At 71.2% G+C, this 17,666-nt stretch carries 15 protein-coding genes and 1 pseudogene; 6 read left to right on the top strand and 10 right to left on the bottom strand.

Annotated features, from left to right (window positions below):
• A partial coding sequence (locus tag BFF77_RS04485; protein WP_066943994.1) for an AMP-binding protein occupies window positions 1-1,265 on the top strand: 1,265 nt, incomplete at its 5' end.
• Window positions 1,266-1,269: 4 nt separating this feature from the next.
• The gene (locus tag BFF77_RS04480) at window positions 1,270-2,196 is read left to right on the top strand and encodes a PaaX family transcriptional regulator (protein ID WP_066943986.1); all 927 of its coding nucleotides are present in this window, start codon (window positions 1,270-1,272) and stop codon (window positions 2,194-2,196) included.
• Here BFF77_RS04480 and BFF77_RS04475 read toward each other — a convergent pair.
• Both BFF77_RS04475 and BFF77_RS04470 read right to left on the bottom strand, forming a co-directional pair.
• Complete coding sequence (locus BFF77_RS04475) at window positions 2,183-4,513, bottom strand: bifunctional salicylyl-CoA 5-hydroxylase/oxidoreductase (protein WP_211280153.1); 2,331 nt, start codon at window positions 4,511-4,513, stop codon at window positions 2,183-2,185. The two genes, BFF77_RS04480 and BFF77_RS04475, sit on opposite strands and share 14 nt — an antisense overlap.
• Window positions 4,498-5,340 carry an enoyl-CoA hydratase family protein gene (locus BFF77_RS04470; RefSeq protein WP_066943982.1) on the bottom strand — a complete coding sequence of 281 codons (843 nt, stop codon included), beginning with the start codon at window positions 5,338-5,340 and terminating at the stop codon, window positions 4,498-4,500. Before BFF77_RS04470 ends, BFF77_RS04475 begins: the two co-directional genes overlap by 16 nt.
• A 387-nt stretch (window positions 5,341-5,727) precedes the next feature.
• Between BFF77_RS04470 and BFF77_RS04465 the strand changes: the two genes are divergently transcribed.
• Window positions 5,728-6,144, top strand: a complete 417-nt coding sequence (locus tag BFF77_RS04465; RefSeq protein WP_066943980.1) for an ATP-binding protein — start codon at window positions 5,728-5,730, stop codon at window positions 6,142-6,144.
• A gap of 180 nt (window positions 6,145-6,324) precedes the next feature.
• Here the strand turns inward: BFF77_RS04465 and BFF77_RS04460 are convergent, their stop codons facing one another.
• Window positions 6,325-6,813: a hypothetical protein gene (locus BFF77_RS04460; protein WP_211280152.1), complete on the bottom strand. Its 489-nt coding sequence runs from the start codon at window positions 6,811-6,813 to the stop codon at window positions 6,325-6,327.
• A 244-nt stretch (window positions 6,814-7,057) separates the two neighbouring features.
• The gene (locus BFF77_RS04455; RefSeq protein WP_066943990.1) at window positions 7,058-7,813 is read right to left on the bottom strand and encodes a GntR family transcriptional regulator; all 756 of its coding nucleotides are present in this window, start codon (window positions 7,811-7,813) and stop codon (window positions 7,058-7,060) included.
• 59 nt (window positions 7,814-7,872) lie between these two features.
• On the opposite strand from BFF77_RS04455, the gene BFF77_RS04450 reads away from it, so the two are divergent.
• The 3 genes from BFF77_RS04450 (at window position 7,873) to BFF77_RS04440 (ending at window position 9,131) form a co-directional block, all read left to right on the top strand.
• Window positions 7,873-8,325: a hypothetical protein gene (locus BFF77_RS04450; protein WP_245703222.1), complete on the top strand. Its 453-nt coding sequence runs from the start codon at window positions 7,873-7,875 to the stop codon at window positions 8,323-8,325.
• Window positions 8,326-8,503: 178 nt separating this feature from the next.
• The gene (locus BFF77_RS04445; protein WP_066943976.1) at window positions 8,504-8,686 is read left to right on the top strand and encodes a hypothetical protein; all 183 of its coding nucleotides are present in this window, start codon (window positions 8,504-8,506) and stop codon (window positions 8,684-8,686) included.
• Between the two features lie 70 nt (window positions 8,687-8,756).
• Entirely contained in the window at window positions 8,757-9,131 is a 375-nt protein-coding gene (locus tag BFF77_RS04440) for an ATP-binding protein (RefSeq protein ID WP_245703211.1), read from the top strand.
• 275 nt (window positions 9,132-9,406) lie between these two features.
• Here BFF77_RS04440 and argF read toward each other — a convergent pair whose 3' ends face one another.
• The 6 genes and pseudogenes from argF to BFF77_RS04410 form a co-directional block, all read right to left on the bottom strand.
• Window positions 9,407-10,456, bottom strand: a complete 1,050-nt coding sequence (gene argF / locus BFF77_RS04435) for an ornithine carbamoyltransferase (RefSeq protein ID WP_066943973.1) — start codon at window positions 10,454-10,456, stop codon at window positions 9,407-9,409.
• A gap of 172 nt (window positions 10,457-10,628) precedes the next feature.
• Window positions 10,629-11,861 carry an arginine deiminase gene (locus tag BFF77_RS04430; RefSeq protein ID WP_066943988.1) on the bottom strand — a complete coding sequence of 411 codons (1,233 nt, stop codon included), beginning with the start codon at window positions 11,859-11,861 and terminating at the stop codon, window positions 10,629-10,631.
• A 182-nt stretch (window positions 11,862-12,043) separates the two neighbouring features.
• Window positions 12,044-14,650, bottom strand: coding sequence for a polynucleotide kinase-phosphatase (locus BFF77_RS04425; protein ID WP_066943971.1), 2,607 nt, complete (start codon window positions 14,648-14,650; stop codon window positions 12,044-12,046).
• Entirely contained in the window at window positions 14,647-16,302 is a 1,656-nt protein-coding gene (locus BFF77_RS04420) for a 3' terminal RNA ribose 2'-O-methyltransferase Hen1 (RefSeq protein ID WP_079124825.1), read from the bottom strand. The genes BFF77_RS04425 and BFF77_RS04420 overlap by 4 nt, the downstream gene beginning before the upstream one ends.
• Before the next feature lie 139 nt (window positions 16,303-16,441).
• A complete protein-coding gene (gene mmuM, locus BFF77_RS04415) occupies window positions 16,442-17,344 on the bottom strand; it encodes a homocysteine S-methyltransferase (RefSeq protein WP_066943969.1) in 903 nt (300 codons plus the stop codon).
• 41 nt (window positions 17,345-17,385) lie between these two features.
• Window positions 17,386-17,666: pseudogene (locus BFF77_RS04410) on the bottom strand (LLM class F420-dependent oxidoreductase); the annotation flags it as partial.

Below are 17,666 nucleotides of genomic sequence, written 5' to 3'. Positions count from 1 at the left end.
TGACCGTACTGGCGCAGCAGCGGCCACCGGAGCTGGCCGCCATGTGCGAGATCGCCCGGGTGAGCCATGCCCTGTGCGATGTCCGGTCGATGGACGACCTGGTGGACGCGGGGGTGCCCGGGCTGCGGATCACCCCGTACGGCGGCGACGGAGCCGGCGATCTGCTGCGGCTGGCCGAGGCCAGGAAGGGGCCGTACACGGCGGTGGAGACCGCGCCCGACGATGTGGCGCTGATCGCCTTCACCTCGGGAACGACGGGCCGGCCCAAGGGCTGCATGCACTTCCACCGGGACGTCCTGGCCGTCGCCGACACCTTCTCGCACCAGGTGCTGCGGCCGGAGCCCGGCGATCTCTTCGCGGGCAGTCCGCCGCTCGGCTTCACCTTCGGTCTCGGCGGACTGGTGATCTTCCCGATGCGGGCCGGCGCGTCCGCGCTGCTGCTCGAACAGGCCCGGCCCAGGGAGCTGCTGGCGGCGATCACCGAGCACCGGGTGTCGGTGCTGTTCACCGCACCGACCGCCTACCGGGTGATGCTCGACGAGCTGGCCGCGCGTCCCTACGACATCTCCTCACTGCGGCGCTGTGTCTCGGCGGGCGAGAACCTGCCCGCCGCGACCTGGCACTCCTGGCATGAGCGGACCGGGCTGCGGCTCATCAACGGCATCGGTGCGACCGAGCTGCTGCACATCTTCATCTCGGCGGCGGACGAGGCGATCCGGCCGGGTACCACCGGCGTACCGGTGCCCGGGTGGCAGGCGTGCGTCATGGACCACTCGGGCGCGCCGGTGCCCGACGGCGAACCGGGGCTGCTGGCGGTACGAGGTCCGGTGGGCTGCCGCTATCTGGCGGATCCACGCCAGCGCGAGTATGTGCGGGACGGCTGGAATCTGACCGGTGACACCTATGTGCGCGAGCCCGACGGCTACTTCCGGTATGTGGCCCGTGCGGACGACATGATCATCTCGGCCGGCTACAACATACCCGGCCCCGAGGTCGAGGACGTGCTGCTGGCCCATCCCGATGTGCGGGAGGCTGCGGTGGTCGGCCGCCCGGACGAGATGCGTGGCCAGATCGTCGCCGCGTACGTCGCCCTGCGGGAGGGCGCCGAGCCCGGCGAGGAGACCGCCCGGAGTCTGCGGGAGTTCGTCGGGGAGCGGCTGGTGCCGTACAAACGCCCGCGCGCGATCGTGTTCCTGGACGCCCTTCCCCGTACGCCCACCGGCAAGCTCCAGCGCTATCTGCTGCGGGACCAGGGCCTACAGTGATCATGTGGCCGAGCAGCACACTCCCCGCTCCCTGATCGTCACCCTGTACGGCGCGTACGGCCGCACACCGGACGGCGCACCGCTCCCCGTGGCAGGACTGATCCGGCTGCTGGGAGCCGTCGGTGTCGACGCGCCCTCGGTGCGCTCGGCGGTCTCCCGGCTCAAACGCCGGGGTCTGCTGATCCCCGAGCGTACGGCGGAGGGCGCGGCCGGATACCAACTGTCCGACGAGGCCCGTCAGTTGCTCGACGACGGCGACCGCAGGATCTACCACCGACCCGCGCCCCGGCTCTCCGACGGCTGGGTCCTCGCCGTCTTCTCCGTACCGGAGTCCGAGCGCCACAAACGCCATCTGCTCCGCTCCCGGCTGGGCAGGCTCGGCTTCGGTACGGCGGCCCCCGGTGTCTGGATCGCGCCGGGCCGGCTGTACGAGGAGACGCGCCGCACGCTGCGGCGGCTCCGGCTCGACGCGTACGTGGACCTGTTCCGCGGCGAGCACCTCGGCTTCGAGCCGACGGAGGAGGCCGTGGCCCGCTGGTGGGATCTGGACGCGATCGCCGCCCGGCACGAGGAGTTCCTGACCGCGCACGAACCGGTGCTGCGCGCCTGGGAGACCGGGCATGCCGGACCGGCGCCGGAAGCGGGGACGACACCGGAAGCCGGGACGACGCCGGGCGGGGAGCAGGCGCGGGCGGTGGGGCCGGCGGTGGACTCGGCGCGGGCGGTGGAATCGGCGCGGGACGCCTATCGCGACTATCTGCTGGCACTGGACTCCTGGCGCCATCTCCCGTACACGGACCCCGGCCTGCCCGCGGAGCTGCTCCCGGGGAACTGGCCGGGCGAGCGCTCCGCCGAGGTCTTCGCCCGGCTGCACGCCCGGCTGCGCGACCCCGGGCTGGAGTTCGTACGAGGACCGCTCAGCGCGGAGTGAGGCGCGGCCCGGGCGCGTCGGTGCGGCCCGCCGGCGGGGGGCGGCTGCCCGCGCGGTACGGAGGCGGCCAGGACGCGGCCGGCCCCTCGTAGCCCTGAGCGGCGGCGGCGTGCAGGGTCCACTGCGGATCGTGCAGATGCGGCCGGGCGAGGGCGCAGAGATCGGCGCGGCCCGCCAGCAGCAGGGAGTTGACATCGTCCCAGGAGGAGATCGCGCCGACGGCGATCACCGGGACGGACAGCGTGTTGCGGATCCGGTCGGCGAACGGCGTCTGGTAGGAGCGGCCGAACTCGGGCCGCTCGTCCGCGACGACCTGGCCGGTGGAGACGTCGATGGCGTCGGCGCCGCGCGCGACGAAGGCGCGGGCGATCTCGACGGCCTCCTCCGCGGTGGTCCCGCCCGGCGCCCAGTCGGTGGCGGAGATACGGACGGTCATGGGCAGCTCCTCCGGCCAGTCGGCCCGTACGGCGTCGAAGACCTCCAGCGGGAAGCGCAGCCGGTTCGCGAGCGGGCCCCCGTAGACGTCGGTGCGCCGGTTGGTCAGCGGCGAGAGGAACCCGGAGAGCAGATAACCGTGGGCGCAGTGCAGTTCGAGCAGATCGAAGCCGCTGCGCCGGGCCCGCCGGGCCGCCGCCGCGAACTGCTCGCGGACGGTGTCGAGCTGGCGGCGGTCGAGCTGGTGCGGTATCTGGCTGACGCCCGGCCGGTACGGCAGCGGGGAGGCCGCGGACACCGGCCAGTTGCCGGTGGGCAGCGGCTCGTCCATGCCCTCCCACATCCGCCGCGTCGAGCCCTTGCGTCCCGCGTGGCCGAGCTGCACCCCGACGGCCGTACCGGGCGAGCCGGCGTGGATGAACTCGGTGATCCGCCGCCAGCCGTCGCCCTGTTCGCGGGTGTAGAGACCGGCGCAGCCCGGAGTGATCCGGCCCTCGGGGCTGACACAGACCATCTCGGTCATCACGAGACCGGCGCCGCCGAGGGCGCGGGCGCCGAGATGGACGAGATGGAAGTCCCCGGGCACACCGTCCACCGCGGAGTACATGTCCATGGGCGAGACGACGACACGGTTGCGCAGCGTCAGCCCGCGCAGCCGGAACGGTGTGAACATCGGCGGTGTGCCGGGCGGGCAGCCGAAGTCCTCCTCCACCGCCCGGGTGAAGCCGGGATCGCGCAGCCGCAGATTGTCATGGGTGACCCGGCGGCTGCGGGTCAGCAGTCCGAAGGCGAACTGGCGCGGCGGCTGGTCCGTATAGGTGGCCAGTTCCTCGAACCAGCGCAGACTGGCGGCGGCGGCCCGCTGGGTGGACTCGACCACCGGCCTGCGTTCGCTCTCGTACGCGGCGAGCGCGGTCGGCAGATCCGGCCCCTCCTCGATACAGGCGGCGAGCGCGAGGGCGTCCTCGACGGCGAGCTTGGTGCCGGAGCCTATGGAGAAGTGGGCGGTGTGCGCGGCGTCGCCGAGCAGCACCGTGTTGCCGTGGCTCCAGCGGTCATTGACGACCGTACGGAACGCGGTCCAGGAGGAGGCGTTGGAGCGCAGGGGCCGCCCGCCGAGCGCGTCGGCGAAGACGGCGGCGCACCGCTGGGCCGACCGCCGCTCGTCGAGCCGGTCGAACCCGGCCGCGCGCCACACCTCTTCGCGCATCTCCACGATGACGGTGCTCCGGGGGCCGCCCTCGCCGCCGTTGCCGTTGCCGTTGCCGTCGGCGAAGGGGTAGCCGTGGAGCTGCATCACACCGTGCGCGGTCTCGGCGATCTCGAAGCGGAACGCGTCGAAGGCGAAGTCGACGGCGAGCCAGATGTAGCGGCAGCGGTGGGTGGTGATCCGCGGCCCGAAGACCTCGGCGTGCGTGTCACGGGTGAGGCTGTGGACCCCGTCGGCCGCGATCACCAGATCATGGGTGGCGGCGAGTTCGGCGGCGGGCGGTGCTCCGGTACGGAAGCGGAGCCGTACGCCGAGGGAGGCGCAGCGCTCGTGCAGGACCGCCAGCAGCCGGTGGCGGCCGAGCGCCGCGAAGCCGTGGCCGCCCGAGGTGAGGGTCCGGCCGCGGTGGACGATGTCGATGGAGTCCCAGCGGACGAACTCGCCGCGCAGCGCCCGGTGGACGACCGGGTCCGCGTGCTCGATACCGCCGAGTGTCTCGTCGGAGAGGACCACACCGAAGCCGAAGGTGTCGTCCGGGGCGTTGCGCTCCCAGACGGTGATCTCACGGTCGGGTCCGAGGCGTTTGAGCAGGGCAGCCGCGTAGAGCCCGGCGGGCCCGCCGCCGATCACCGCGACACTGCGCACGCCGGGCAACGCTAACGCCCCCGCCACTTCGGCGCGCGTTTCTCGGTGAAGGCCGCGTGGAACTCCGCGTAGTCCTCGCCGTGCATCAGCAGCGCCTGGGTGGCGGCGTCCAGTTCGACGGCGGCGGCCAGCGGCATGTCGAGCTCCGCGGTGAGCAGCGCCTTGGTCTGGGCGTACGCGAGGGCCGGGCCGCGTGCGAGATGACGGGCCAGCTCCATGGCCCGTGCATCGGCGGCGCCCTCGTCGGTCAGTTCGCTGATCAGCCCGATCCGTTCGGCCTCGGGTGCGCGGACGGGCTCGCCGAGCATCAGCAGCCGGGTCGCGTGGCCGAGCCCGACGACCCGGGGCAGCAGATAGGCCGCTCCCATGTCACCGCCGGAGAGCCCGACCCGGGTGAAGAGAAAGGCGAACCGCGCGGTGGGATCCGCGATCCGGAAGTCGGCCGCGAGCGCGAGAACGGCCCCGGCGCCCGCCGCGACCCCGTGCACGGCGGCGATCACAGGGAAGGGGCACTCGCGGATCGCCCTGACCACCTGCCCGGTCATCCGGTTGAAGTCGAGCAGCCGGGCGGTGTCCAGACCGAGGGTCGCGCCGATGATCTCGTCCACGTCGCCGCCGGAACAGAAGCCGCGCCCCTCACCCGCCAGCACCAGGGCGCGTACGGAACGCTCTCTGGAGAGTTCGGCGAGCAGATCGCGCAGATCGGCGTAGGCGCCGAAGGTGAGGGCATTGAGCTTCGCCGGGCGGTCGAGGGTGACGGTCGCGACACCGTCGGTGTCATGGACCAGCCGGAGATGGCGCCACTCCTGGGCACGGGGCACGGAGCCGGTGAACGGGCTCGCGAAGTCGCTCATGGAGTACGGCCTCCTTCAGCGGACGCTGTCCCTCGCCGGAACGGTATCACTCGTGTGTGACTGTCGTCACGAGTGCGCGATACGATTCGGGCCATCCCTGCCGCGCCGCCTCCGCCGCCCGTCCGCGCCGCGTCCGTATCACCCTGGGTCACCTGCCGCCTGGGCCGCCCGGGCCACCGCGCGGACCGGCCGGGCCCCCTCCCTATCCGCCCAAAGGCCCATCCGCCGGGATTTTCCGAGGGCCGAAGGTCCCGATCGGGGCGGGACCGAGGTCCCTTGTCCGGCGGGCCGCCGCCTCTAGCCCGCGCCCTTACCCTCCGTAAGGTTGAAGTCGACAGCACTTCAGACCCACGACACCCCCCGAACCCCTTGATCGGACCAACCGCCGTGCCGGAAACCTCAGGCCTCCCCTCCTGGCGTGTCGCACTGCCCCACAGTGCGGAAGCAGTACCGCTCGCCCGCGCCCTGGTCCGGACGGCGATCGCGCATCTCGCGGACAGGACCGACAGCGACACCGCGGAGCTGCTCACGGCGGAGCTGGTCGCCAACGCGATCAAGCACACGCCGGGAAGCGACCCGATCGAGCTGGTCGTGGAGCTGCTGCCCACCGGGTGCCAGGTCGAGGTGCACGACCGCGACCCGGCTCCGCCCGGGAATCTCTCGCGCCCGGGGTTCGGCGCGATGCCCGATCCCTGGCAGGAGAACGGCCGCGGCCTGCTGCTGATCCACACACTCAGCGCGGAGTGCGGCCACCGGCCCACCGATCAGGGCAAAGCGGTCTGGTTCACCCTCCCCACCGCCTGACCGCCCCGCGCGTCGCGGAGCACGAGAGGCTGCGGTACTGCCGACAGCACACCGCCGGAAGCCCGGCCGGGCACCGGGCGAACTGCCCGGGTCGTCCGGCCGTCGATGGTCCTACGCGAGACAGCACATTCGTGGAAGTGGACAGAGACCTCGGGCAGAGGACCCGGACCTCCGAACACGTCAGAACAAGGGCGGCGCCGTCTTGAAGTTCTCACCGCCGTAGAGCGACTCGTATCGGATCTCGATCACCAGACGCCGGGTGATGAGTTCCCAGAACCAGTCGCGCTCGTCTTCGCCGCACTCGTCAAGGTGCAACAAGAAGGCCGACTGCCCGGCCAGGACCACAGCACCCGGGCGCAGAGAGTAGGCACTGGGCCGCACGGGCAGAGATGCCAGAACGCGTTCTTGCGTGTGATAGTTCCATTGGCCGACGTGCTCTCCGTCCAACAGCACCACAGAGTTCGTCACAATGGCCGGCCCAAGTCCAGCATTGATGAGCAAAACGCCCACCTTGCGCTCTTCATGCCCCTTGACCCGTCGCATCACCAGCAAGGGCCTCACGGACTGGCGGTTGTGCGACCGTGTGGCTCTGGTTTGCACATAGCTGACCCAGAGTGCCGCGAGCGCGATGGCCGTTGCCGTGATGGCAACGATCGTGTCTGAACCCACCTGCCTGCCCCCCATGCAAACGCTCAGAGACCGTGGGCGATTCTCTTCACGGTATCGCCGGTCCGACTCCGTCCGCGAGCAGGCGGAGCAGCACGCTGGCATCCCCCGACCCGGCCACGGCGGCATGGCGCCTGCGGCCTCCGCGGGAAGCAGCGGCCAGATGGGATGGAGAGCCACGACCCGGACCTGGCGCATGACGCCAAGGCCGGCCACCAGCAACGGCGGCGCAGATGTGGGGAGTCCGCTACTCGTCCAGCTCGATGACGAAGTCCACCACGGTCGTGTCTCCCCGACGCACGATCGGGTGGGCTACTTCCACGATCCGGCCGGTTTCCGCGACATGCCGGCGCGTGTACCGCAGGACGGGTACACCTGCCCCGATGCGGAGAATCCGGGCTTCGAGGTCGGTGGGCATCGCCGCCGTGAACGACTCGGTCACCCGGTTCACGGCGATGCCGAGGCTCAGCATCTGGGCCCGAGTGCCGCCCGGCCACGGCTCATTGATGGGATCGGAGACCGGGGTTCCCACGACGTCGGACCAACGGACGTAGCTGGTCGACATCTGGGTGGGCTGGTCGTTGTCGTAGAACACGAAGTGCCGGGCGAGGAGCCGCTCGCCCGGCTCGCACTCGAAGAGTCCGGCCAGTTCGGCGTCGGCCCGGACTTTCTCGAACCGCTTGTCGAGTCGGTACTCGGACCAGGCGATGCCCTGGTCCCGGGTGTACGGCGTGGCCTTGGCTCCGGGAGTCGTCCGGTACCGGTCGGCGGCCATGCGGTGCACGGGTGGCCGGGGCCGGACGCGGGTGCCCGCACGAGCACGGGTCTCGACGAGGCCCTCGTTGCCGAGCAGCCGCATGGCGTTGCGGATCGTGGTGTCGGAGACCCGGTATTCCTCACACAGGGCGGGCAGCGTCGGCAGCCGGTCGCCCGGGCCGAACTCGCCGCTGGAGATGCGGCGTCGCAGGTCAGCGGCGATCCGCAGGTACTCGGGCTGTGCCACCACCACACTACCTTCCGAATGATCGAGTCAATCTGAGTACACATACTCTCCCGCGCCACTTGACCTGCGCCAACTCCAGCGACAATCTGAGCACAGAAAGAGATTATCCGTACTCAGATAGCGACGAAATTCGGGGAACAGTCATGTCCGAATCGGGGCAGACCTGGCGACAGGCATATGAAGGCCACCCCGCAGAAGCCGCACGCGTCCGCGCATGGACACGCGGTCGTCTCGGTCACGAAGACGCCCCGCTCGTCGCTCACGAGCTGTTCGTCGCGGTCCTCGGCAGCGTCACCACGCGACGCCCCGACATCATCGAGATGACCATCTCCACCGCCGGGCGTCGTATCCGGATCGCCGCCGCCGGCCGGCACCCGCTGCCCATCCTCCAGGTCCACGGCCCCGGCGCCATCGTCATCGACCGCCTGTCCGAGTCCTCTGGTGTATCCGTCGACGGCTCCGGCCTGTGGGCCCAGCTCACCGCACCCGCCGAGCTCAAGGCCCTGCGATGACCGGCGTTACGCCGCACACAAACCCTTCTCGATCAGCCGCCGCCCCCGGCTCCGGCCGCCATGACGCCGCGCTGCGACTGTCCGTGCCGCGCACAGGCAACCCACCCCACCGACTCCCGCCCCGACCGGATGCGTCGGCCAGGGCGGGTCGTCGCCCATTCGAAAACAGGAGGCCCCTATGAAGATCGCCATCCAGGCGCCCGCCACAGTGGACGCCCGGTCCCTACTGAAGGCCAAGGAGTTCAGTGCCGTCGCCGTGCCCGAACCACGCGGTCCGGGGCATCACGCGCACATCCTTGGATGGTCCGTGATCACCCTGCGCACCCACCTGGGCCACGGCAAGGAGGACTGCGATGCCTGAGTTCCCGAAGCCGTGGCTTCCGCCAATCGGCGGGAGCGTTGTACTGCGGTGGAGTAGCCACCCGAGATGTGTGGCGCTGGCGCGGCTGGAGTTGCGGAAGGCATTGGCCGATTGGGGTCTGTCCGTACTGGAGGACTCGGCCGTTCTGATTCTGTCCGAACTGCTGAGCAACGCCAGTCTGCACGCCAGGGTGACGCCGGAACAGCCCATCGAGACGAGCTATTTCCGCAGCTCGGGTGGGTTACGGATCGAGGTGCACGACGGTTCGCCGGAGCGCCCGAAGCCGCGTACCCCGGATCCGGAGGCGCCGGACGGTCGGGGGCTGCTGCTCGTGGAGGCGCTGGCGGACGAGTGGGGTGTGGCCGACCGGGCCGGACCGGGGAAGATCATCTGGGCGTCGCTGTCGCTCCAGGAGGCGGCGGACGGGGGGCCGGGGCATGGCTGACCTCTCTGCGACAGAAGGTGACCGGCCGCTGCCCGGCGCGATACGACCGCCGGCTCACGGAAGCAGGTTGCGCCTTCCCTGGGTACTGGCGAGTCAACCGATCATGGAACTCATCGAGTTCACCGTCGTGGACCTGACAGCGGAGCACGCGGCATATCCGAAGCGGACGGTAGCGCCGAACACCTCCGTCGCCCCTGGCAGCGGCGCTACCGCACGGCCTCGCCGCTGGAGCCCGGGCGCCCCGGGCGGCGAAGGCCCGGGGCGGTTGAGTCAGCTCACCCGATCGCAGAACCGGCCCCGGACGACCTCTGCTCGGGCAGAGCGAGCCCCGAAAGGGTGGCGACCAGGACCGCTTTGATCGTGTGCAGTCGGTTCTCCGCCTCGTCGAAGACGACGGAGTGCGCCGACTCGAAGACCTCGTCGGTGACCTCCAGCTCGGTCAGGCCGTGGCGCTCGTGGATCTCGCGGGCGACCGCCGTGCCGAGGTCGTGGAAGGCCGGCAGGCAGTGCAGGAACTTCACCGCGGGATTGCCGGTCGCGCGCAGCACGTCCATGGTCACGGAGTAGCGACCGAGCGCGGCGATCCGCTCGTCCCAGACCTCCTTGGCCTCCCCCATCGACACCCAGACGTCCGTGGCCACGAAGTCCGCGCCGGCGACGCCCTCCGCGATGTCCTCGGTGAGAGTCAGGCGCGCCCCGCTCTCCTCGGCGGTCTTGCGGGCCAGGGTGACGATCTCCTCGTCCGGCCAGTACGCGCGCGGCGCGACAAGCCGTACGTCCATCCCCAGCAGCGCGCCCGTGATCAGATACGAGTTGCCCATGTTGAAACGGGCATCGCCCAGATAGGCGAACGCGATCTCCGTCAGGGGCTTGGCGCTGTGCTCGGTCATGGTCAGCACATCGGCGAGCATCTGGGTGGGATGCCAGTCGTCGGTGAGGCCGTTGAAGACCGGCACCCCCGCGTGCGCGGCCAGTTCCTCGACGGTCCTCTGGGAGTCCCCGCGGAACTCGATGCCGTCGTACATCCGCCCGAGCACCCGGGCCGTGTCCTTGGCCGACTCCTTCTTCCCGATGTGGGAACCCGCCGGGTCGATATAGGTCGTGGCCGCGCCCTGGTCCGCCGCCGCCACCTCGAAGGCGCAGCGGGTACGGGTCGACGACTTCTCGAAGATCAGCGCGATGTTCCTGCCGCGCAGCCGCTGGATCTCGGTACCCGCCTTCTTCGCCGCCTTCAGCTCGGCGGCGAGCTCGATCAGGCCGCGGAACTCCTCGGCCGTGAAGTCCAGCTCCTTGAGGAAGTGGCGGCCTGCGAGGTGTATCGCCATGGTGGCTGCTCCTGGGGCGCAGAGAAGAGGTGGCATATACCGGGACCATGGAACTATATACGATTGCCCGTATTGCTATACGATCGCCTGCCGCACCGCGTGGTACGTACCACCCGCATGGACCACCCGTACGTCCTACACAGCGGCACGACCTACACCGCGGCGCGACGTACTACACCGCGGCGCGCTCCACCGGACAGCTCATACAGCGCGGTCCGCCGCGCCCTCGGCCGAGCTCGCTGCCCGGGATCTCGATCACCTCGATGCCCTGTCTGCGCAGATGGGTGTTGGTGGTGACATTGCGGTCGTAGGCGACGACGACCCCGGGCTCGACGGCGAGCACGTTGCAGCCGTCGTCCCACTGCTCGCGGGCGGCCGAGTGCACGTCCTGGGTGGCGGTCAGCACGCGGATCTCCGCCAGTCCCAGCGCCGCCGCGATGGCGCGGTGCATGTGCTCCGGCGGATGGTCGGTGACCTTCAGCTCATGACCGTCGGCGCCCGGTTCGATGGTGTACGAGCGGAGCATGCCGAGGCCCGCGTACTGGGTGAAGGTGTCACCGTCGACCATCGTCATCACCGTGTCGAGATGCATGAACGCCCGGCGTTTGGGCATGTCCAGCGCCACGATCGTGGTCGCGGAACCGGCCGCGAAAAGTCCCCGCGCCAGCATCTCGACCGCCTGCGGGGTGGTGCGCTCGCTCATCCCGATCAGTACGGCTCCCCCGCCGATGACCAGTACATCGCCGCCCTCGATGGTGGACGGATAGTCGTCCTGCCCTTCCGACCAGTGGTGGAATCGCCCGGCCTCGGGCGCGGTGAAGAGCGGATGGTGCTTGTAGACCGCCTCGAAGTGCACGGTCTCGCGCCGGCGCGCGGGCCAGCGCATGGCGTTGATGCTCACCCCGTCGTAGATCCAGGCGGAGGTGTCCCGGGTGAAGATGTGGTTCGGCAGCGGATCGAGCAGGAAGTCGTCCAGCGCCATCACATGGAAGCGGACGGAGGTCGGCTCCGCGTGCCGCTCCAGGAATTCCCGCTTGGTCATCCCGCCCACCAGCGCCTCCACCAGCTCGGCGGTGGGCAGCCCGTCGAAGGCGTCGCGGAGATGGCCCGTGGCGAGCGGACCGTACTCCTTCTCGTCGAAGACCCTGTCCAGTACGAGCCGCCGCGCGGCCGGCAGCTCCAGGGACTCACGCAGCAGATCGGCGAAGAGATGCACCCGCACCCCGCGGTCGCGCAGCACCGCCGCGAACGCGTCGTGCTCCTCCTGGGCGCGCCGCACCCACAGCACGTCGTCGAAGAGCAGCGCGTCCTTGTTGCCGGGCGTGAGCCGTTTCAGCTCCAGATCCGGCCGGTGCAGTATGACGCGGCTCAGCCGCCCGGTCTCGGAGTCGACATGGAATCCCATGCCCCCATCCTCACCGCAGGACGCGCGGTTCACGCGGTGAACGGACGAGGCCCTGGATCCGGCGCGCGGCCGTGACACCGCGCCCGGCCCCGGCACGGCGCCGGGCGCGGTGTCACAGCCCGGCTCGATGTCACAGCCGGGCGCCGTGCCGGAGCGGGCGCCGTGCCGGACCGGGCGCCGTGTCACAGCCGGGGGTCGACCGGCTCCGACTCCAGGGCCAGGACCGCGAAAACCGCCTCATGGACCCGCCACAGCGGCTCGCCGTCCGCCAGCCGGTCCAGCGCCTCCAGACCGAGGGCGTACTCCCGCAGCGCCAACGACCGCTTGTGGCCGACGGATCGGTTGCGCAGGCGCTGGAGATTCTCCGGCCGGGTGTACTCGGGCCCGTAGACGATCCGCAGATACTCACGGCCGCGTACCTTGATGCCCGGCTGTACGAGCCGCCCCTTCTCGTCCCGTACGAGCGCCGCGAGCGGCTTGACGACCATGCCCTCGCCGCCGCGCTCCGTCATCTCCAGCCACCAGTCGGTCCCGCCGCGCACCGATGCCTCGTCGCCGGTGTCGACGATCAGCCGCCGGGTGACCTGGAGCAGCCCGGTCGGATCGTGCTCGACCAGCAGGTCCAGCCAGGCGAGCTGCTCGTCGTGCGGGACCGCGGCGAGGCTGCGGCCCTGGACGGCGAGGAGCTGGAACGGCGCGATGCGCACCCCGTCCAGTCCGTCCGTGGGCCAGCAGTAGCGCCGGTACGCCTCGGTGAACGCCGCCGCGTCGGTGGCGCGGTCGCGCTGCGCCGCCAGCAGTCCGCCGACCTCCACGCCCCGGGACACGGCGGCTTCGAGCGCCCGGTCCACCGCGGGGAAGGCGGCGCCCGCGGCGGCGCCGACCGCCGCGTACTGCGTGCGCAGCAGACCGGTGGCCTTGAGCGACCAGGGCATCAGCTCGGCGTCCAGGAGCAGCCAGTCCGTGTCGAGTTCCCGCCACAGCCCGGCGGCCGTGACGGCCGTGCGCAGCCGCTCCAGTATCTCCTCGGTGACCGCGGGGTCGTCGAAGAAGGGCCTGCCGGTACGGGTGTGCAGCGCGCCGGTCGGTCCGGTCACACCGAAGCGTTCGCGCGCCACCGTCTCGTCCCGGCAGACCAGGGCCACCGCGCGCGAGCCCATGTGCTTCTCCTCGCACACGACGCGCGCGACACCGTCCGAGCGGTACTGGGCGAAGGCCTCGGCCGGGTGCTCCAGATAGTGGCCCGCGGTGGCGGCGGTCGCGTCGCGGACCTCGGCGCCGGAGGTCGCCGTGGGTGCCATGGTGGGCGGCAGATAGGCGAGCAGCCGGGGATCGACCGCGAAGCGGCTCATGACCTCCAGCGCCGCCGCCGCGTTCTGCTCGCGCACCGCCAGCCTGCCCAGGTGGCGGGTCTCCACGATCCGCTTGCCGTGCACATCGGCGAGGTCCAGCGGCCTGCCCTCCCGGCCGCCGGGTGCCTCAGTGGCCTGCGCCGTCAGCGGGCGGGCCGGTTCGTACCAGACGCGCTCGGCGGGTACGTCGACCAGCTCGCGCTCCGGCCAGCGCAGCGCGGTCATCCTGCCGCCGAAGACCGCACCGGTGTCCAGACAGATGGTGTTGTTGATCCATGAGGTCTTCGGTACGGGAGTGTGGCCGTACACCACGGCGGCCCGGCCCCGGTAGTCCTCGGCCCAGGGATAGCGCACGGGCAGCCCGAACTCGTCGGTCTCACCCGTGGTCTCGCCGTACAGGGCGTGCGAGCGGACCCGGCCCGAGGTGCGGCCGTGGTACTTCTCGGGCAGACCGGCGTGGCACACGACCAGCCTGCCGCCATCGAGCACGTAGTGGCTGACGAGACCGTCGACGAACTCCCGCACGCGGGCGCGGAACGCGTCGTCCTCCTTCTCGAACTGCTCGACGGTCTCGGCGAGTCCGTGCGTGTGCTGGACCTTCCTGCCCTTGAGCCAGCGGCCGAGCTTGTTCTCGTGGTTGCCAGAGACGCACAGGGCGTCGCCGGAGGCGACCATGTCCATCACCAGACGCAGCACACCCGGGCTGTCCGGGCCGCGGTCGACGAGGTCGCCGACGAAGACCGCCGTACGGCCCTCGGGGTGCGCGCCGTCCTGGTAGCCCAGTCTGCCGAGCAGGGTCTCCAGCTCGGAGCGGCAGCCGTGGACGTCCCCGATGATGTCGAAGGGACCGGTGAGATGGGTGAGGTCGTTGTAGCGGCGTTCGAGCACGACCTCGGCGGCGGCCACTTCCCGCTCACCGCGAAGGATGTGCACCTTGCGGAAGCCCTCGCGCTCCAGACCGCGCAGCGAACGGCGCAGTTCGGCACGGTGGCGCCTGATCACATGGCGCGGCATACCGGCGCGGTCGGGACGGCGGGCGTTCCGTGCCGCGCAGACCTCTTCCGGCAGGTCGAGGACGATCGCGACGGGCAGCACGTCGTGCTCGCGCGCGATCCGTACGAGCTGCTGACGGCCCTCGGGCTGCACATTGGTCGCGTCCACGACGGTGAGCCGGCCGGCCGCGAGCCGCTTGCCGACGATGTGGTGCAGTACGTCGAAGGCGTCGCGGCTCGCGCTCTGGTCGTTCTCGTCGTCGGCGACCAGTCCGCGGCAGAAGTCCGAGGAGACGATCTGGGTGGGCTTGAAGTGGCCTGCGGCGAAGGTGGACTTGCCCGAACCGGTGGCGCCGATCAGCACGACGAGGGAGAGGTCGGGCACCGGGAGGGCGCGCGGGACAGGGGCGGCGGCGGCCGTGACGGTGTCGTTCATGTCGCTCATGCGGCCTCTCCCTTCTGACGGCTGGTGCTCGGCTGGCTGGTGTCCTGGCGGGTGCCGTCCTGGTGGCTGGTGTCCTGGCGGGTGTTCTCCTGATGGCTGGTGAAGACGGCCATCTGTGTGGGCGGTCCCACCTCCGGGTCGTCGGGACCCACCGGGACGTACGCGACGTCGTAGCCGTGGCGCCGGGCGACCGCGCCGGCCCAGTCGCGGAACTCCTGGCGGGTCCACTCGAAGCGGTGGTCGCCGTGGCGTGCCTGCCCCGCGGGCAAGGTCTCCCAGCGGACGTTGTACTCGACATTGGGCGTGGTCACGATGACCGTACGGGGCCGTGCCGACCCGAACACCGCGTACTCCAGGGCGGGCAGCCGAGGCAGGTCGACATGTTCGACGACCTCGCTCAGCACGGCGGCGTCGTACCCCTTGAGCCGCTTGTCCGTATAGGTGAGGGCTCCCTGCATCAGCGTGACCCGGGCGGCCTGGCGCTCGCCCATCCTGTCCAGACCGATCCGGCGCGCGGCGATCGTGAGGGCGCGTACCGACACGTCCACACCGACGATCCGGGTGAAGCGCACGTCCTTCAGCAGCGCCTTCACCAGCCGGCCCTGCCCGCAGCCCAGGTCGAGCACCGTGCCCGCGCCCGTGGCACGCAGGGCGGTCAGGATCGCCTCGCTCCGCTGGTCGGCGAGCGAGAGCTCCTTCGTCACATCCACCCCGTTCACCCCTTCTGTCGCGTTTGCCCTGCGGTGCGCGTCCACGGTCCCGTCCCCGTCATCGGTACTCGCCGCGCTGTCCATGACCTCGGCGTCCGCGTCGGCGTCCGTGTCCGCGTCGCCGGGGATCTCCTCCACGGCGTTGTCGATCGCCTCGACCCCGATGTCGTCGGCCTCGGCGAGCCGCACCAGTTCGAGGCGCTCCATGGCCTGCCTGGTCAGACCCCAGCGGCGGGCCAGATAGCGGCTGGTGATCAGCTTCTGCTCGGGATGCTCGGCCAGCCAGCCCTCGCCCGCGCGCAGCAGCTTGTCCACCTCGTCGGGAGCGACCCAGTAGTGCTTGGCGTCGTCCAGCACCGGCAGCAGGACATAGAGCTGACGCAGCGCGTCGGCGAGCCGCAGCTCGCCGTCCAGGACGAGCTGCACATAGCGCGACTCACCCCACTGCGGGAAGCGCTCGTCCAGCGCCACCGGACGTGCCTCCACGGATGTCCAGCCCAGCGGCCCGAAGAGCTTGCGGACCAGTTCGGCGCCGCCGCGCGCGGGCACGGCGGGAATCTCGATCCGCAGCGGCAGCGGCTGTGCGGCGCGCTCGGGCAGCGCGGCGCAGACTCCGCGCAGCGCGCTCTTGAAGACCGTGCTCAGCGCGACCGCGAGCAGCGAGGACGCCGCGTAGGGACGGTCGTTGACATACTGCGCGAGCGCCGCGTCGGGCGCGCCGCCCCGGCCCTTGCCCTTGCTCCGCCGTACCAGCGCCACGGGATCGATCTCCAGCAGCAGCGCGGCCGTGCAGCGCTCGGCGGACGCCTCGGGATAGAGCACATGGGCGGTGCCGTGCGCCGTGGAGAACGTCTGCGCGCGGTCGGGATGCTTGTGCAGCAGAAATCCGAGGTCGGTCGCGGGACGTTCCGGGGTGCCGGTCGTACTGATCGTCAGGAACACCCGATCGAGTATTGCCCGGGAGGGCCGCCGCGACCAGGGGTTTTCGTCCCGCTCCGGTCGGGCGTCCCGTCGGGCGACCGCGCCGACGGCGTATCCCTCACATCCGCGTGACCGTGTCCCCTCACTCGGCCACCGCGGCTCACTCGGCCACCGCGGCGCCGAGCCGGGCGATCTCGGACGGGCCGACGCGGCAGCATCCGCCCACCAGCCGTGCCCCCGCCGACTGCCAGGCCGCCACCCGCGCCGGATCGAAGGTGGCGTCGCCGCGCCAGTTCCGGGTCTTCGCGTCCCAGCCCTCGCCGCTGTTGGGATAGACGACGACCGGCCGACCCGTCACCGAGGCGGCGATCTCCACGGCGCGGTCGGCGTCCGCCGGCTCACAGCAGTTGATCCCCGCCGCGATCACCTGACCGGTACCGGCCGCCAGGGCGAAGGCCTCGGCGAGCGGCTGTCCTGCCCGGGTGCGCTCGCCCGCGACGGAGTACGAGAGCCAGACCGGCACTCCGCAGCCCTCCACGGCCCGCAGCATCGCCTCCGCCTCGTCCGTGTCCGGCACCGTCTCCAGCGCCAGCACATCGGGACCGGCCGCCGCGAGGGCCTCGATCCTCGGCCGGTGGAAACGCTCCAGCTCCCGTACGGACAGTCCGTACCGTCCGCGGTACTCACTGCCGTCCGCGAGCATCGCGCCGTAGGGACCGACCGACGCGGCCACCCATACCTCGTGCGCCGCCGCCTCGCCCGCGCGGCGCGCCAGCTCCACGCTTCCGGCCAGCAGTCCGGCCGCCTCCCGCCTCGCCACACCGCGCCGGGCGAAGCCTTCGTAGCTGGCCTGGTAGCTGGAGGTGATCAGCACCCGCGCGCCCGCCCGCACATACGCCGTGTGGGCCGCCTCGATCTGCTCGGGACCGTCGGTGAGGAGCCGCGCGGACCAGAGGTCGTCGGAGAGATCGCAGCCCTGTGCCGTGAGCTGGTTGGACAGACCGCCGTCGAGGACGACGGTCCCACCGGCGAGGGCGGCGGCGAGTGTGCGGGCGGGTTTCATGGCTGCTCCAGCGTTTCCGTGCGCACCGATGCCTCCGGGGCTCAGCCGAGCTGCGACTGGACCTGCGCGGAGATCAGCTCGAGGTGGTCGAGATCCTCCAGGTCCAGGACCTGGAGATAGAAGCGCGAGGCACCGACCGCCGCGTACCGGCCGATCTTGTCGACGACCTCGGCGGGCGAGCCCGCGAGCCCGTTCGCCTTCAGCTCGTCCACCTCACGGCCGATGGCCGCCGCGCGCCGGGCCACCTCCGCGTCGTCCTTGCCCACACAGACCACCAGCGCGTTCGAGTAGACAAGCTCGTCCGCCCGGCGGCCGGCCGCCG

The sequence above is a fragment of the Streptomyces lushanensis genome, from assembly GCF_001700515.1.
In the GTDB taxonomy this organism is placed as follows: Bacteria; Actinomycetota; Actinomycetes; order Streptomycetales; family Streptomycetaceae; genus Streptomyces; species Streptomyces lushanensis.
Note: the sequence above shows the minus strand (reverse complement) of the source record. Positions and strands in the feature narration are given on the sequence as shown.

What these genes read in the sequence shown, in the direction of transcription:
- BFF77_RS04470 (WP_066943982.1), bottom strand. Translation starts at nt 5,340, where the DNA reads ATGAGCGACTTCGCGAGCCCGTTCACCGGCTCCGTGCCCCGTGCCCAG.
- BFF77_RS04445 (WP_066943976.1), top strand. Translation starts at nt 8,504, where the DNA reads ATGAAGATCGCCATCCAGGCGCCCGCCACAGTGGACGCCCGGTCCCTA.
- argF (WP_066943973.1), bottom strand. Translation starts at nt 10,456, where the DNA reads ATGGCGATACACCTCGCAGGCCGCCACTTCCTCAAGGAGCTGGACTTC.
- BFF77_RS04430 (WP_066943988.1), bottom strand. Translation starts at nt 11,861, where the DNA reads ATGGGATTCCATGTCGACTCCGAGACCGGGCGGCTGAGCCGCGTCATA.
- BFF77_RS04425 (WP_066943971.1), bottom strand. Translation starts at nt 14,650, where the DNA reads ATGAGCGACATGAACGACACCGTCACGGCCGCCGCCGCCCCTGTCCCG.
- mmuM (WP_066943969.1), bottom strand. Translation starts at nt 17,344, where the DNA reads ATGAAACCCGCCCGCACACTCGCCGCCGCCCTCGCCGGTGGGACCGTC.